Consider the following 11,854-nt stretch of genomic DNA (forward strand, 5'->3'; position numbering starts at 1 on the left):
TCGTTCCCACGCTCCGCGTGGGAATGCAGCCCGTGACGCTCCGCGTCACATCCAGAGTGGACGCAGAACGTCCAGTGATGCATTCCCACACAGAGTGTGGGAACGATCATTGCGGTGTTATTTAGCGACCTTGCCGAGAACGCGCAGGCGACTCACACCACCGTCCGGGAACACGTTCAGACGGATGTGGGTGATCGGGCCCAGCGCCTTGATCTGCTCGGCGAAGGTGTGTTCGGCGTGCATTTCCAGCTTCTGGCTCGGCAGCAGTTCACGCCAGAACAGCGACTGGGTTTCGATCTGGCTGTCGGTGCCGCCCTTGACGAACGCGCCCTGGATCGAGCAGGTGTCCGGGTAGTTGCCTTTGAAGTGCAGAGTGTCGACGACGATTTTTTCGATCTCGCCCGGGTGGCCCAGTGCGACGATCACCCAGTCATTGCCCGGGGTACGACGACGTGCGGTTTCCCAGCCGTCGCCCATGTTGATGCCACGGCCCGGGTTGAGGATGTTGCTCATGCGGCCGAAGTGTTCGTCGGAGCAGGCGAGGGCGCGGCCACCGTTGAGGGCTGCGGCCAGGTCGACTTGCTCGTTGTCGCCAACCGCCGACCAGTCGCGGAACGGAATGCCGTACACGCGCAGACGGGCAACACCGCCGTCCGGGTAGATGTTGAAGCGCAGGTGGCTGAACGCCTTGTCGTTGCTGATTTCGTGGTAGTGGTGGCTGTTGCCCTGCAGCTCGACGGCCGACAGCACTTCAGTCCACTGGGTGTTTTCGTCCGGCTCGCCGGAGGCCAGGAAGCACGCTTCCAGCGAGGCCGATGGCGGGAAGTTGCCGGTGAAGAATAAAGTGTCGATGTCCACGCCTTTGATCGAACCCGGTACGCCCAGGCGGATCACCGCGCTGTCGTAGCCTTCAAAGCGCTTGCGACGCGATTCCCAGCCGTCCATCCACTTGCCGTTGTCGTCGAACACACCCTCCTTCCACACGGCCGGGGTCGGCTGAAACAGACGATTGGCGTCTGCGAACCAGTCATCGGTGACCGAGATGATTTTGGTGCCCAGACGGGCATCGGCCAGGTTGACGAACTTCTCGAAAGGTACGGCGTAAGCTTTCATTCTTCTTGTCTGCCTTTAAATAAGTGGCTGGGGATGCTTGCAAGACCCTGGGTACTCTCCGCGTCTGATGTACTCGGGTCAGGCTTGCTAAAGAGTCAGTAAACGGAACAGGGCGATCTTGTTGATCTCCGCCAGCGCGCATTTGAATTCGGTGTCGACCGAGTTGTGAATGCGCGTTTCGAACGCCGCGAGGATCTGATGCCGGTTGCTGCCTTTTACCGCCATGATGAAGGGAAACTTGAACTTGGCTTTGTAGGCGTCGTTCAGCTCGGTGAAGCGCTGGAACTCTTCGGCCGTGCATTGGTGGATCCCCGCGCCAGACTGTTCTTCAGTACTGGCCGCGGTAAGCTGGCCCTGGACGGCAGCTTTGCCGGCCAGGTCCGGGTGAGCGTTGATCAGTGCCAGCTGGCTGGCGTGATCGGCGCTCAACAGGATGTCGCTCATGCGCTGGTGCAGGGTTTCGATCTCGTCGATCGAAGCGTCCGCGCCCAGGTCGTAGGCCTTCTCGGCCACCCATGGCGAATGTTCGTAGATGTCGGCGAAGGCTTTGACGAAAGCGTCGCGGCTCAGGGTCGACGGTTGCAGGGTTTGAAAGCAGCTCATTTGGCGGCCCCTTGGTACGGCTGGGTTTCGTGCCAGTGGCGCGCGATGTCGACGCGACGGCTGAACCACACCTGTTCATGACTTTTGGCGTATTCGATAAAGCGTTTGAGCGAGGCGAGGCGACCCGGACGACCGATCAGGCGGCAGTGCAAACCGATCGAGAGCATCTTCGGTGCTTCAGCGCCTTCGGCATAGAGCACGTCGAACGCATCTTTAAGGTATTCGAAGAAGTCGTCACCCTTGTTGAAACCCTGCACTTGCGTGAAGCGCATGTCGTTGGTGTCGAGGGTGTACGGGATCACCAGGTGCGGCTTGCCGGTCGGGTTGTTCGGTTCCCAGTAGGGCAGGTCGTCGTCGTAGGTGTCGCAGTCGTAAAGGAAACCACCTTCTTCCATCACCAGGCGACGGGTGTTCGGCCCGGTGCGGCCGGTGTACCAGCCCAGTGGGCGCTCGCCGGTGAGTTCGGTGAGGATGCGGATCGCTTCGAGCATGTGCTCGCGTTCCTGCGCTTCGTCCATGTACTGGTAATCGATCCAGCGGTAGCCGTGGCTGCAGATCTCGTGACCGGCTTCGACCATCGCGCGGATCACATCCGGGTGGCGCTGAGCGGCCATGGCCACGGCGAAGATGGTCAGCGGAATGTCGAATTCCTTGAACAGTTTGAGGATCCGCCAGACACCGGCGCGGCTGCCATACTCGTAAAGCGATTCCATGCTCATGTTGCGCGCGCCTTGCAGCGGCTGGGCGGCAACCATCTCGGAGAGGAAGGCTTCGGATTCTTTATCGCCGTGCAGGATGTTGCGCTCGCCGCCTTCTTCGTAGTTGAGCACGAACGACAGGGCGATGCGGGCATTGCCCGGCCAGTGTGGGTGAGGAGGGTTACTGCCGTAACCGATCAGGTCGCGTGGGTAGTCAGCGCTCACTGCAGTCTTCCTTCTTATTCGTTGACAGAGGGTGTGGCGGCCTGGCGGTGAGTAAGCAGGCTGGCGTCACAGCGATGGGCTGATTGTATACAACTTTAATCTCACTTTGTAAGCCTGAATTTTCGCATTTTTCACCGACTGTCATCTTTTGCTGTTAAAGACGTGAGCCTGCAAGAAACCTGCCTGATCAGTCAGCTAATGGATCGCAGGTTCAATAGATAGGCACTTGAGAGGCAGATCAAGGGTAAACGCCCGAACGGCGGGGGGGAGGTGAAAAATGTCGTTTTTATTGTGTACAATTTTTTTTAAAAGTGTCTTAATCAGTCGCTCGCCGCAGCTTTTCGTGCTCCGAATCGGTGCGGTCTCCTTTTTACCTGACTTCGGGAGGCGCGAGGTCTGACTGCTCCACGCAGGCAGGCGCGCAGAATCAATGGGACGTTTGACAACACACGTTTTGGACGCTGCACACGGTTGCCCGGGCAGCTCGATCAAGGTCGAGCTGTACCGCGTTGAAGGTTCGCACCTGGAATTGGTCGCCAGTGCGATAACCAACAGCGATGGCCGGGTCGATGCGCCGCTGCTGCAAGGCGATGACTACCGCACCGGGGTTTATCAGGTGCAGTTCCACGCCGGCGATTACTACCGCGCCCGTGGCGTGCAGTTGCCGGAGCCGGCGTTTCTGGACGTGGTGGTGCTGCGTTTCGGCATCTCTGCCGAACAGGATCACTACCACGTGCCACTGCTGATCTCGCCTTACAGCTATTCCACCTACCGGGGCAGCTGACCCCCAAGCAGCTGCCCCCACCGGGAAGCGACTGCGCATATAGCTTCTTTGGTCTTTCGCCCGCTCACACTGCGGGCTTTTTTTCGTCTTTGGAAAAGTGTTGCCTGATCTGACGCCTTCGCGAGCAAGCTCACTCCTGCATTTGGAATGCGATCCCCTGTAGGAGTGAGCCTGCTCGCGATGCTTTTGCTCTTAGCGGCTCAGCAGGGAAGCGGCGCCAGCGCCACTGAACAACCCGGCACTCACCCGGTTAAACCAGCTCTGCCCCTTGCCGCTGCGCAGATAGCGCGCCGCACCATGCGCACCCAGCCCGTAAGCCAGTTTGCAGCACAGATCGAGCACCACCCAGGTGGCGATCATGATCAGCAACTGCGGCAGGAACGGCTGTTGTGCACTGAGGAACTGCGGCAGAAACGCGGCGAAGAACAGAATGTCTTTCGGATTGCTCGCGCCCAATACAAACGCGCGCCCGAACAAGGTGCGAAAGCGCGGTACCGGCGCCGCTTGCGGCACTTCAGCGCCCACGGCTGGCTGGCGCGATTGCTGCCAGCTCTGCCAGGCGAGGTAGAACAGGTACAGCGCGCCGACGATCTTCAAGGCGCTGAACAGCTGTTCAGACGCCAGCAGCAGGGCGCCAAGCCCCAGCGCCGAGGCACTGAGCAGGCAGATCGAGGCGATCACGCCGCCGAGAAACGCCGGGTACGAACGGCGCAGACCGTAGTTCAGGCTGTTGCTGATCATCAGCAATGACAGCGGCCCCGGGATCAGGATCACCACCAATGCAGCGCCGCTGAACAGCAGCCAGGTTTCCAGACTCATCACTTTCTCCTTTTTTGTTGTACTCAAGAATGTGCAAAAGCCCCACCCGCGAGGGTGAGGCCGTTTTGACGCTTGAACCGCGTGACGCTTACAAGAAGATGAACTTGGCGATGAAGATCGCGCAGAGCACCCACAGGCTGACGGAAATTTCCTTGTACTTGCCGGTACCGGCCTTCAACGCCACGTAGGTGATGAAGCCCAGCGCGATGCCATCGGCGACCGAGAAGGTCAGCGGCATCATGATTGCGGTGACAATCGCCGGAATCGCATCAGTGGCTTCGTCCCACTCGATGTGGGCCATGCCGCCCATCATCAGCATCGCAACGTAGATCAGTGCACCGGCGGTGGCGTAAGCGGGAATCATGCCGGCCAGCGGTGCGAAAAACATCGCGGCTATAAATAGCACACCTACGGTGACGGCGGTAAGACCAGTCCGACCACCAGCGGCTACGCCGGCGGCACTTTCCACATAGCTGGTGACAGGTGGCACACCGACCACGGCGCCGAATACGCTGGAGGCACTGTCGGCTTTCATGGCGCGCGAGAGGTTTTCGATACGCCCGTCGGCGTTGACCAGATTGGCGCGCTGGGCAACGCCCATCAGGGTGCCGGCGGTGTCGAACATGTGCACAAAGAGGAAGGCCAGGACCACGCTGATCATGCTGACGTTGAACACCCCCGCGACGTTCATCGCCATGAAGGTCGGCGCCAGGCTTGGCGGGGTCGACATGATGCCTGAGTAGTGCACGATGCCCAGGCCCCAACCGGCGAGGGTCACGGTGATGATGCTGATGAGGATCGCGCCGAACACCTTGTGGTAGCTGAGGATCGCGATCATCAGGAAGCAGATCGCCGCCAGCAGCGGGCCGGGTTCACGCAGGGAGCCGAGCTTGATCAGGGTTGCCGGGCTGTCGACCACGATGCCCGCAGTCTTCAGGCCGATCAGTCCGAGGAACAGGCCGACACCGGCGCCCATCGCAAAGCGCAGGCTGACCGGAATACTGTTGAGCAGCCATTCGCGAATGCGCGAGAAGGTCAGGATCATGAACAGCACACCGGAGACGAATACCGCACCGAGCGCGGTTTCCCAGTTGTAGCCCATGGTGCCGACCACGGTGTAGGTGAAGAAGGCGTTGAGGCCCATGCCCGGCGCCAGACCGACCGGCCAGTTGGCGTACAGGCCCATCAGCAGGCAGCCGAGTGCGGCGGCGATGCAGGTGGCGACAAAGGCTGCACCGTGATCGATCCCGGCATCGGCCATGATGTTCGGGTTGACGAAGATGATGTAAGCCATGGTGATGAAGGTTGTCAGACCGGCAATCAGCTCGGTCTTCACCGTGGTGCCATGCAAGCTGAGTTTAAAGATGCGCTCCAGCACGCCACTGCGTAATGGCGGTGAGAGTTCCAGCGTCGATGCTTCGGATTTGCGGCTTTCCACAGCGAGTACTCCTCAAGAGTTTTATTGTTATTTCCAGGGCCGGACCCATGAGGGGTGGCAGCAGCCCTTTGAGGCATACGCGAATTTGTTGACCATGCGGTCAGGAACTCGCACGCTGTGGATTATGCTTTTGTGTACAAATAAAGCAAATATTGTTTTTGGTTTTGTTTACGAAAGGTCAGGCGATAGGGATATATCGCCCGTTCCGGCACTTTCGGAAGCAAGCCCCCTCCCACAGTGGATCTCCGGTGAACCCGGATCATGGGTACTCAGCAGAACCCTGGGGGAGGGGGCTTGCTCCCGAAGAGGCCAGTCTGATCAATCGAGATGTGCCTGGCTGTCGCCCAACGCCATATTCACCGCCAACCACCCATTCACCGCAGCCTCCCCAGCCTCGGCAAACACCCGTTCAAGCAACTTCACCTGCTCGCGGCGCAACGCCTGCTCGAACTTCGCACCCTCGGCGGTCAGTTCCAGCAGGCGCTTACGCTTGTCCGCCTCTGACGCGATGCTGTCGACCAGGTGCATCTCCTGCAACTGGCGCAACGGCATGTTCAACGCCTGTTTGCTGACGCCGAGCAATCCCAGCAACTGCTTGACGCTGAGATTGGGATAACGCGCGATGAAAAACACAATCCGCTGATGCACCCGGGACAAGCCGCGACGCTCCAGCATTTCATCCGCCTTGGCAGTGAACGCCTGATAGCCGAAGAAAAACGCTTCCATCGCCTGTTGTTGGCTTGCAGGGCTTTTAAGGTCAAGCATATTGACGTACTCGCTCAAGCTGTCGTAGTTTCAGTCAACCAGTTTGACTTATTTTTCCCAGGCCTCGCTACCGGTGACTCCCATGGCTTTTTCCGAACGTGTCTCGCGCCTTAAAAGTTCTCTGATCCGTGAAATCCTCGCCGCCGCCCAGCGCCCGGAGGTGATGTCGTTCGCCGGCGGCCTGCCCGCCGAAGCCATGTTGCCGAAGGTCGAGTGGGCCGACATGCCGCTTTCCCTCGGCCAATACGGCATGAGCGAAGGCGAGCCGGCGCTGCGTGAAGCCCTGGCAGCAGAGGCGAGGGCGCTTGGCCTGGACTGTAAGGCGAGTCAGGTGCTGGTGGTCAGTGGTTCCCAGCAAACCCTCGATCTGGCGGCCAAGTTGTACATCGACAAGGGCACCGAGATTCTGCTGGAAGCGCCGACCTATCTGGCCGCCTTGCAGATCTTCCAGCTGTTTGGCGCCGATTGCCTGACCGTGCCGCAAGAGGCTGACGGACCCAATCTGGCCCAACTGCGCAGCCGCCTTGAGCAGCATCGTCCGGCGTTCATCTACCTGATCCCGACGTTCCAGAACCCGTCCGCCGTGCGCTACAGCGAAGCCAGGCGCGCCGCCGTCGCCGCGTTGCTGGATGAATTCGGCGTGACCCTGATCGAAGACGAGCCCTACCGCGAACTGACCTTCGATGGCGGCAGCGCCAAGCCGATTGCCGGGCGCCTGAAAACAGCCAGCTGGATCTACACCGGTACCGTGTCGAAAACCCTGCTGCCGGGTTTGCGTGTCGGTTACCTGATTGCCAGTCCGGACCTGTTCCCGCACCTGCTCAAGCTCAAGCAATCGGCGGATCTGCACACCAACCGCATCGGTCAGTGGCAGGCACTGCAATGGATCGGCACGGAACAATATCAGCAGCACTTGAGCGAACTGCGCGGCTTTTACCGTGAGCGGCGCGATGCGTTTGAGTCAGCACTGCAAACGCATTTCTCCGATCTGGCGAACTGGAACACGCCGCAGGGCGGGTTGTTTTTCTGGCTGACGCTGAAGCAGCCGCTGGATACCCGCACCTTGCTCAATGAGGCGCTGGCCAATGACGTGGCGTTCATGCCGGGCGAGCCGTTCTTTCCCGAGCCGGATAAACATCATGGGCATTTGCGTCTGAATTTCAGCCACATCGATCCGGCGCGATTGGATGAAGGACTCAAACGATTGGCGGCGGTGGTGCGACAGGCGCAGATAGATAAAGCGGCCTGAAAAACCAATAAACCGGCTCGAGGGCCGGTTTATTTTTGTCTGGGATTTGTGGTATCGGCGCGGGCCTCATCGCGAGCAGGCTCACTCCTACAGGGGAGCGCATTCCAAATGTAGGAGTGAGCCTGCTCGCGATAGGGCCATCAGCCGCAATACAAAAACATCAGACCGCCGCGAAGCGCTTGTCCAGATAATCAATGATCACCTTGGACTCATACATCCAGGTGGTCTGCCCATTTTCTTCAATGCGCAGGCACGGCACCTTGATCTTGCCGCCCTGGTCCAGCAGCGTCTGGCGATCCTGTTCGCTGTTCTTCGCGTCCTTCAGTGCCACCGGCACGTTCAGGCGGCGCAGGGTGCGGCGGGTTTTCACGCAGAACGGGCAGGCGTGGAACTGATACAGGGTCAGGCCTTTCGCGGCCGCGTTGACCTGGGCCTGGGTTTCGGCAGGGCGCTGTTTCTTGCCCGGGCGGGTGATGAAGTCGATGAAGATGATCAGTTGGCCAAGGCCGACACGAAGCGCTTTTACGAACACGTTGAAAGCCTCACGGTGCAAATTGAGAAAGGCGCGCAGCTTACCCGATTTTTCACGGGCGATAAAAAACCGGCGATCAACGCCGGTTTTTTCTGCAGCCGATTACTTGATCAGGCTGAGGAACTCGCTGCGGGTTGCCGCGTTTTCGCGGAACTCACCGAGCATCACCGAAGTGATCATCGACGAGTTCTGCTTCTCGACACCGCGCATCATCATGCACATGTGCTTGGCCTCGATCACCACGGCCACGCCCAGCGCGCCAGTGACTTGCATCACCGCATCAGCGATCTGGCGGCTGAGATTTTCCTGAATTTGCAGGCGACGGGCGTACATGTCGACGATCCGCGCGACCTTCGACAGGCCCAGCACTTTGCCGCTCGGGATGTACGCGACGTGCGCCTTGCCGATGAACGGCAGCAGGTGGTGTTCGCACAACGAGTACAGCTCGATGTCCTTGACCAGCACCATTTCGCTGTTGTCGGAGCTGAACAGGGCACCGTTGGTGACCTCTTCGAGCGTCTGTTCATAACCGCGGCAGAGGTACTGCATGGCTTTGGCGGCACGCTTTGGCGTGTCGAGCAGGCCCTCGCGGGACACGTCCTCGCCCAGTTGGCCGAGGATCGCGGTGTAATTCTGTTCCAGGGACATGAAACTACCTGTGGGGATTTTCGCAAAGGGCAAGGGTACGGTGGCGGACACGACCCTGCAAGTTCGGTGTAACGCGATTATTCGTCGCGGCCTTCCATCATGGTGCGTTTGAGCATCACGTAAACCGCGCCGGCACCGCCATGTTTGGCCTGGCAGGAGCAGAAACCGAGTACTTGCGAGTGCTGGCGCAGCCAGGTGTTGACGTGGCTTTTGATCATCGGCCGCTTGCCGTCCAGACGCACGGCCTTGCCGTGGGTGACACGCACGCAGCGGATTTCGAATTTGGTCGCTTCGGCGAGAAAGGCCCAGAGGGTTTCGCGGGCTTTTTCGACGTTCATACCGTGCAGGTCGAGGCTGCCTTCGAACGGGATCTGCCCGATCTTGAGCTTGCGCATCTGACTTTCCTGCACCCCGTCGCGGGCCCACATCAACTCGTCTTCGGGGCCGACGTCGATCACGAACTGATCGGACAGGCCATCCACGGTGGTGGTGTCGGTGCGCACGGTGGCGGACTGGCGCAGCTTGGCGATCTGTGCGCGGTCTGCCTTGGGTTTGCCGGTGTCGGCGCGGTCGTGCTTGATCGGCTTGACGCCTTGAATCGCACTTTTGAACAGGGAAAAATCGTCGTCTTGCATGTCAGCCTCCGCGAAGGGCGGCCAGTTTACCCAAGTCGAAACAAAACGGCCCGGCAAAAAGCCAGGCCGGTGATTCAGTCGTGTTTTTTCATCAGGTGCGGGGACATGTTCAGTTCCCGCGATTGCCGTGCACGACGCCGGCAACGACGCCACAGCGCCACGCCGAAATACAGGAACAGCAAACCGACCGCCAGAATGATCGCCGAACCCATCGGCGAGGCATTCAGCTCGCCGAGCGCGGGCGGGCGTCCCAGCAGGCTGGCGGCACCGGCCATCGCCAGCAGCACACCGAACATCGCCAGAATGGCGGCGATCGCTGCGCCGAATCGAAAACGCCAGTTGCTTTGGCCTTTGGGCCGCAAGCGGCGTGCGTCAAATCCATCGGATAACTTCATTCCGACCTTCCTCAATGGGTATCGGCCCTTCGACCGGGAGTTGACCGGGTTGTTCCTGAGGCTAAGGCAATTGAAGCAAATGCGAGGCTTTTGCGGATGAGCGGCGCTGTGTGCCGCTCACCGGAGCTTGATATCAGTGCGCGATCAGATCAGGTCTTGAGTCAAGGCGAGGGTGGCGAAGTTGTCGGCCATGATCGCCATTTCCGCTTCCTGCACCCGCTCGGCGCTGAGTACGCGACCCTTGAATGGCAGATCACGGGTGGCGCAGGCGTCTTCCACCAGCGTGCAACGGAAGCCCAGGTTCTTCGCTGCGCGCACGGTGGTGCTGACGCTGGAATGGCTCATGAAGCCGCAGACGATCAAGTCCAGCGAGCCGAGGTTCTGCAGACGATCGAGCAGCTCGGTGCCGTGGAAGGCGCTCGGCAGCAGTTTGCCGATGATCGTTTCATCACCCTGTGGCTCAAGGCCAGGGATGAACTCGCCACGTTCGCCCTGCGGGTCGAACAGGCCACCGACGGTGCCGAGATGACGCACGTGCACGATCGGCCGACCGGCTGCACGGGCCGCAGCGACCAGTTGTTTGATGTTCGCGACGGCCGCGTCCATGCCGCTCAGGGCGAGCGGGCCACTGAGGTACTCTTTCTGGGCATCGATGATGACCACGGTGGCATGGCTCAGTGTGGCCGCTGCATAACCGCGACCGCTGAGTAGAAACATCGTTTTTGGAACGGACATTCGGGGCTCCTTGGGGTGGGGCTTTTGCGGCATTGTCCTCTGGCTGAGCGGTTCTGTGAACCGCTACCATCGTAGGCGCCGTCGTTACTGGCCTGTAGCCTTGTCACGTTACACGTTCTGTACAATGGCTGATGCAAAAATCAGAAAAGTCCTACTATCGCTCCGCTGATTTTCCTGCGTCGTCGGCGCGCGTTTTGGCTGGTAGAATCGCCAGTCGTTTTTTCTGGAGTTCTGCCCCGTGATCACTTCCCGACTTCGTACCCTGCGCGACCACATCCGTTGGGCCGTCAGCCGCTTCCATGGGGAGGATCTGTTTTTCGGCCATGGTACCGACAACGCCTGGGATGAAGCCCGGCAGTTGGTGCTCGGTGCACTGCACCTGCCGTGGGAAATCGCCGACAGCTATCTCGATTGTGCGCTGGAAGACGACGAACTGGTCAACCTGCAGCGCCTGCTCAAGCGCCGCATCGATGAGCGTATCCCGACCGCTTACCTGCTGGGTGAGGCTTGGTTCTGCGGGATGTCGTTCATCGTCGATGAGCGCGTGCTGATCCCGCGTTCGCCGATTGGCGAGTTGATCGAAAACCGCTTTGCGCCGTGGATCGGCGACGAGCCAGCACGCATTCTCGATCTGTGCACCGGCTCCGGCTGCATTGGCATCGCTTGCGCCTATGAATTCCAGAACGCTGAAGTGGTGCTGGCGGACCTGTCGTTCGAAGCACTGGAAGTGGCCAATCAGAACATCGAGCGCCATGGCGTCGATGAGCGCGTGTATACCGTGCAAGGTGATGGTTTCGATGGTCTGCCGGGGCAGCGTTTCGACCTGATCGTGTCGAATCCGCCGTACGTCGATGCGGAAGATTTCGCCGACATGCCGGATGAGTACCAGCACGAACCCGAGCTGGGCCTGGCCTGCGGTGACGATGGTCTGAACCTGGTACGGCGGATGCTCGCCGAAGCGGCGGATCATCTGACCGAGAAGGGCTTGCTGATTGTCGAGGTGGGCAACAGCCAGGTACACGTCGAAGCGTTGTACCCGGAAGTCGACTTCGCCTGGCTCGATTTCGAACGCGGCGGGCATGGCGTGTTCATGCTGACAGCTGAGCAGTGCCGCGATCATCAGGCCCTGTTCGCCACCCGCGTTTAAGCCTTAAAAGCTTGATCGTTCCCACGCTCTGCGTGGGAATGCCTCAATGGACGCTCTGCGTCCGCTGT

At 59.9% G+C, this 11,854-nt stretch carries 14 protein-coding genes; 3 read left to right on the forward strand and 11 right to left on the reverse strand.

What is annotated here, in order from left to right; all coding sequences use genetic code 11:
- Positions 1–117 precede the first annotated feature (117 nt).
- From alc to puuE, 3 genes are all read right to left on the reverse strand, one after another.
- Positions 118–1,113 (reverse strand): allantoicase, encoded by a 996-nt coding sequence (gene alc, locus PseAD21_RS28640; RefSeq protein ID WP_102359071.1) that lies wholly within the window; start codon positions 1,111–1,113, stop codon positions 118–120.
- A gap of 87 nt (positions 1,114–1,200) precedes the next feature.
- Positions 1,201–1,716, reverse strand: a complete 516-nt coding sequence (gene uraD / locus PseAD21_RS28645) for a 2-oxo-4-hydroxy-4-carboxy-5-ureidoimidazoline decarboxylase (protein ID WP_102359072.1) — start codon at positions 1,714–1,716, stop codon at positions 1,201–1,203.
- Positions 1,713–2,639: an allantoinase PuuE gene (puuE, locus tag PseAD21_RS28650; protein WP_102359073.1), complete on the reverse strand. Its 927-nt coding sequence runs from the start codon at positions 2,637–2,639 to the stop codon at positions 1,713–1,715. The genes uraD and puuE overlap by 4 nt, the downstream gene beginning before the upstream one ends.
- A gap of 430 nt (positions 2,640–3,069) precedes the next feature.
- Here puuE and uraH point away from each other — a divergent pair, with 430 nt between their 5' ends.
- Positions 3,070–3,423 (forward strand): hydroxyisourate hydrolase, encoded by a 354-nt coding sequence (uraH, locus tag PseAD21_RS28655; RefSeq protein WP_003223171.1) that lies wholly within the window; start codon positions 3,070–3,072, stop codon positions 3,421–3,423.
- Between the two features lie 192 nt (positions 3,424–3,615).
- Here uraH and PseAD21_RS28660 read toward each other — a convergent pair whose 3' ends face one another.
- The 3 genes from PseAD21_RS28660 to PseAD21_RS28670 all read right to left on the reverse strand — a co-directional run bounded on the left by PseAD21_RS28660 (position 3,616) and on the right by PseAD21_RS28670 (position 6,445).
- The gene (locus tag PseAD21_RS28660) at positions 3,616–4,242 is read right to left on the reverse strand and encodes a LysE family translocator (protein ID WP_003223174.1); all 627 of its coding nucleotides are present in this window, start codon (positions 4,240–4,242) and stop codon (positions 3,616–3,618) included.
- A gap of 88 nt (positions 4,243–4,330) precedes the next feature.
- Positions 4,331–5,680 carry an NCS2 family permease gene (locus tag PseAD21_RS28665; RefSeq protein WP_025113364.1) on the reverse strand — a complete coding sequence of 450 codons (1,350 nt, stop codon included), beginning with the start codon at positions 5,678–5,680 and terminating at the stop codon, positions 4,331–4,333.
- 318 nt (positions 5,681–5,998) lie between these two features.
- Positions 5,999–6,445, reverse strand: a complete 447-nt coding sequence (locus PseAD21_RS28670) for a MarR family winged helix-turn-helix transcriptional regulator (protein ID WP_102359074.1) — start codon at positions 6,443–6,445, stop codon at positions 5,999–6,001.
- A gap of 82 nt (positions 6,446–6,527) precedes the next feature.
- On the opposite strand from PseAD21_RS28670, the gene PseAD21_RS28675 reads away from it, so the two are divergent.
- Positions 6,528–7,694, forward strand: a complete 1,167-nt coding sequence (locus tag PseAD21_RS28675; protein WP_102359075.1) for a PLP-dependent aminotransferase family protein — start codon at positions 6,528–6,530, stop codon at positions 7,692–7,694.
- A gap of 160 nt (positions 7,695–7,854) precedes the next feature.
- Here PseAD21_RS28675 and PseAD21_RS28680 read toward each other — a convergent pair whose 3' ends face one another.
- The 5 genes from PseAD21_RS28680 to PseAD21_RS28700 form a co-directional block, all read right to left on the reverse strand.
- On the reverse strand, positions 7,855–8,226 hold the full coding sequence (locus PseAD21_RS28680; protein ID WP_102359080.1) for a glutathione S-transferase N-terminal domain-containing protein: 372 nt from the start codon (positions 8,224–8,226) through the stop codon (positions 7,855–7,857).
- Between the two features lie 102 nt (positions 8,227–8,328).
- Positions 8,329–8,874 (reverse strand): GTP cyclohydrolase I FolE, encoded by a 546-nt coding sequence (folE, locus tag PseAD21_RS28685; protein WP_003442011.1) that lies wholly within the window; start codon positions 8,872–8,874, stop codon positions 8,329–8,331.
- 77 nt (positions 8,875–8,951) lie between these two features.
- A complete protein-coding gene (locus PseAD21_RS28690; protein WP_102359076.1) occupies positions 8,952–9,509 on the reverse strand; it encodes a Smr/MutS family protein in 558 nt (185 codons plus the stop codon).
- A gap of 74 nt (positions 9,510–9,583) precedes the next feature.
- Complete coding sequence (locus PseAD21_RS28695; protein WP_102359077.1) at positions 9,584–9,904, reverse strand: hypothetical protein; 321 nt, start codon at positions 9,902–9,904, stop codon at positions 9,584–9,586.
- Positions 9,905–10,048: 144 nt separating this feature from the next.
- Positions 10,049–10,639 (reverse strand): cysteine hydrolase family protein, encoded by a 591-nt coding sequence (locus PseAD21_RS28700; RefSeq protein WP_102359078.1) that lies wholly within the window; start codon positions 10,637–10,639, stop codon positions 10,049–10,051.
- A gap of 238 nt (positions 10,640–10,877) precedes the next feature.
- On the opposite strand from PseAD21_RS28700, the gene prmB reads away from it, so the two are divergent.
- Positions 10,878–11,786: a 50S ribosomal protein L3 N(5)-glutamine methyltransferase gene (prmB, locus tag PseAD21_RS28705; RefSeq protein WP_102359079.1), complete on the forward strand. Its 909-nt coding sequence runs from the start codon at positions 10,878–10,880 to the stop codon at positions 11,784–11,786.
- The last annotated feature ends 68 nt before the right edge of the window (positions 11,787–11,854 follow it).

It is taken from the genome of Pseudomonas sp. AD21, assembly GCF_002878485.1.
Taxonomy (GTDB): Bacteria; Pseudomonadota; Gammaproteobacteria; order Pseudomonadales; family Pseudomonadaceae; genus Aquipseudomonas.

Excerpts from the sequence above, each read along its gene's own strand:
- alc (WP_102359071.1), bottom strand. The coding sequence starts at position 1,113 with ATGAAAGCTTACGCCGTACCTTTCGAGAAGTTCGTCAACCTGGCCGAT.
- uraD (WP_102359072.1), bottom strand. The coding sequence starts at position 1,716 with ATGAGCTGCTTTCAAACCCTGCAACCGTCGACCCTGAGCCGCGACGCT.
- uraH (WP_003223171.1), top strand. The coding sequence starts at position 3,070 with ATGGGACGTTTGACAACACACGTTTTGGACGCTGCACACGGTTGCCCG.
- PseAD21_RS28660 (WP_003223174.1), bottom strand. The coding sequence starts at position 4,242 with ATGAGTCTGGAAACCTGGCTGCTGTTCAGCGGCGCTGCATTGGTGGTG.
- PseAD21_RS28670 (WP_102359074.1), bottom strand. The coding sequence starts at position 6,445 with ATGCTTGACCTTAAAAGCCCTGCAAGCCAACAACAGGCGATGGAAGCG.
- PseAD21_RS28675 (WP_102359075.1), top strand. The coding sequence starts at position 6,528 with ATGGCTTTTTCCGAACGTGTCTCGCGCCTTAAAAGTTCTCTGATCCGT.
- folE (WP_003442011.1), bottom strand. The coding sequence starts at position 8,874 with ATGTCCCTGGAACAGAATTACACCGCGATCCTCGGCCAACTGGGCGAG.
- PseAD21_RS28690 (WP_102359076.1), bottom strand. The coding sequence starts at position 9,509 with ATGCAAGACGACGATTTTTCCCTGTTCAAAAGTGCGATTCAAGGCGTC.
- PseAD21_RS28695 (WP_102359077.1), bottom strand. The coding sequence starts at position 9,904 with ATGAAGTTATCCGATGGATTTGACGCACGCCGCTTGCGGCCCAAAGGC.
- PseAD21_RS28700 (WP_102359078.1), bottom strand. The coding sequence starts at position 10,639 with ATGTCCGTTCCAAAAACGATGTTTCTACTCAGCGGTCGCGGTTATGCA.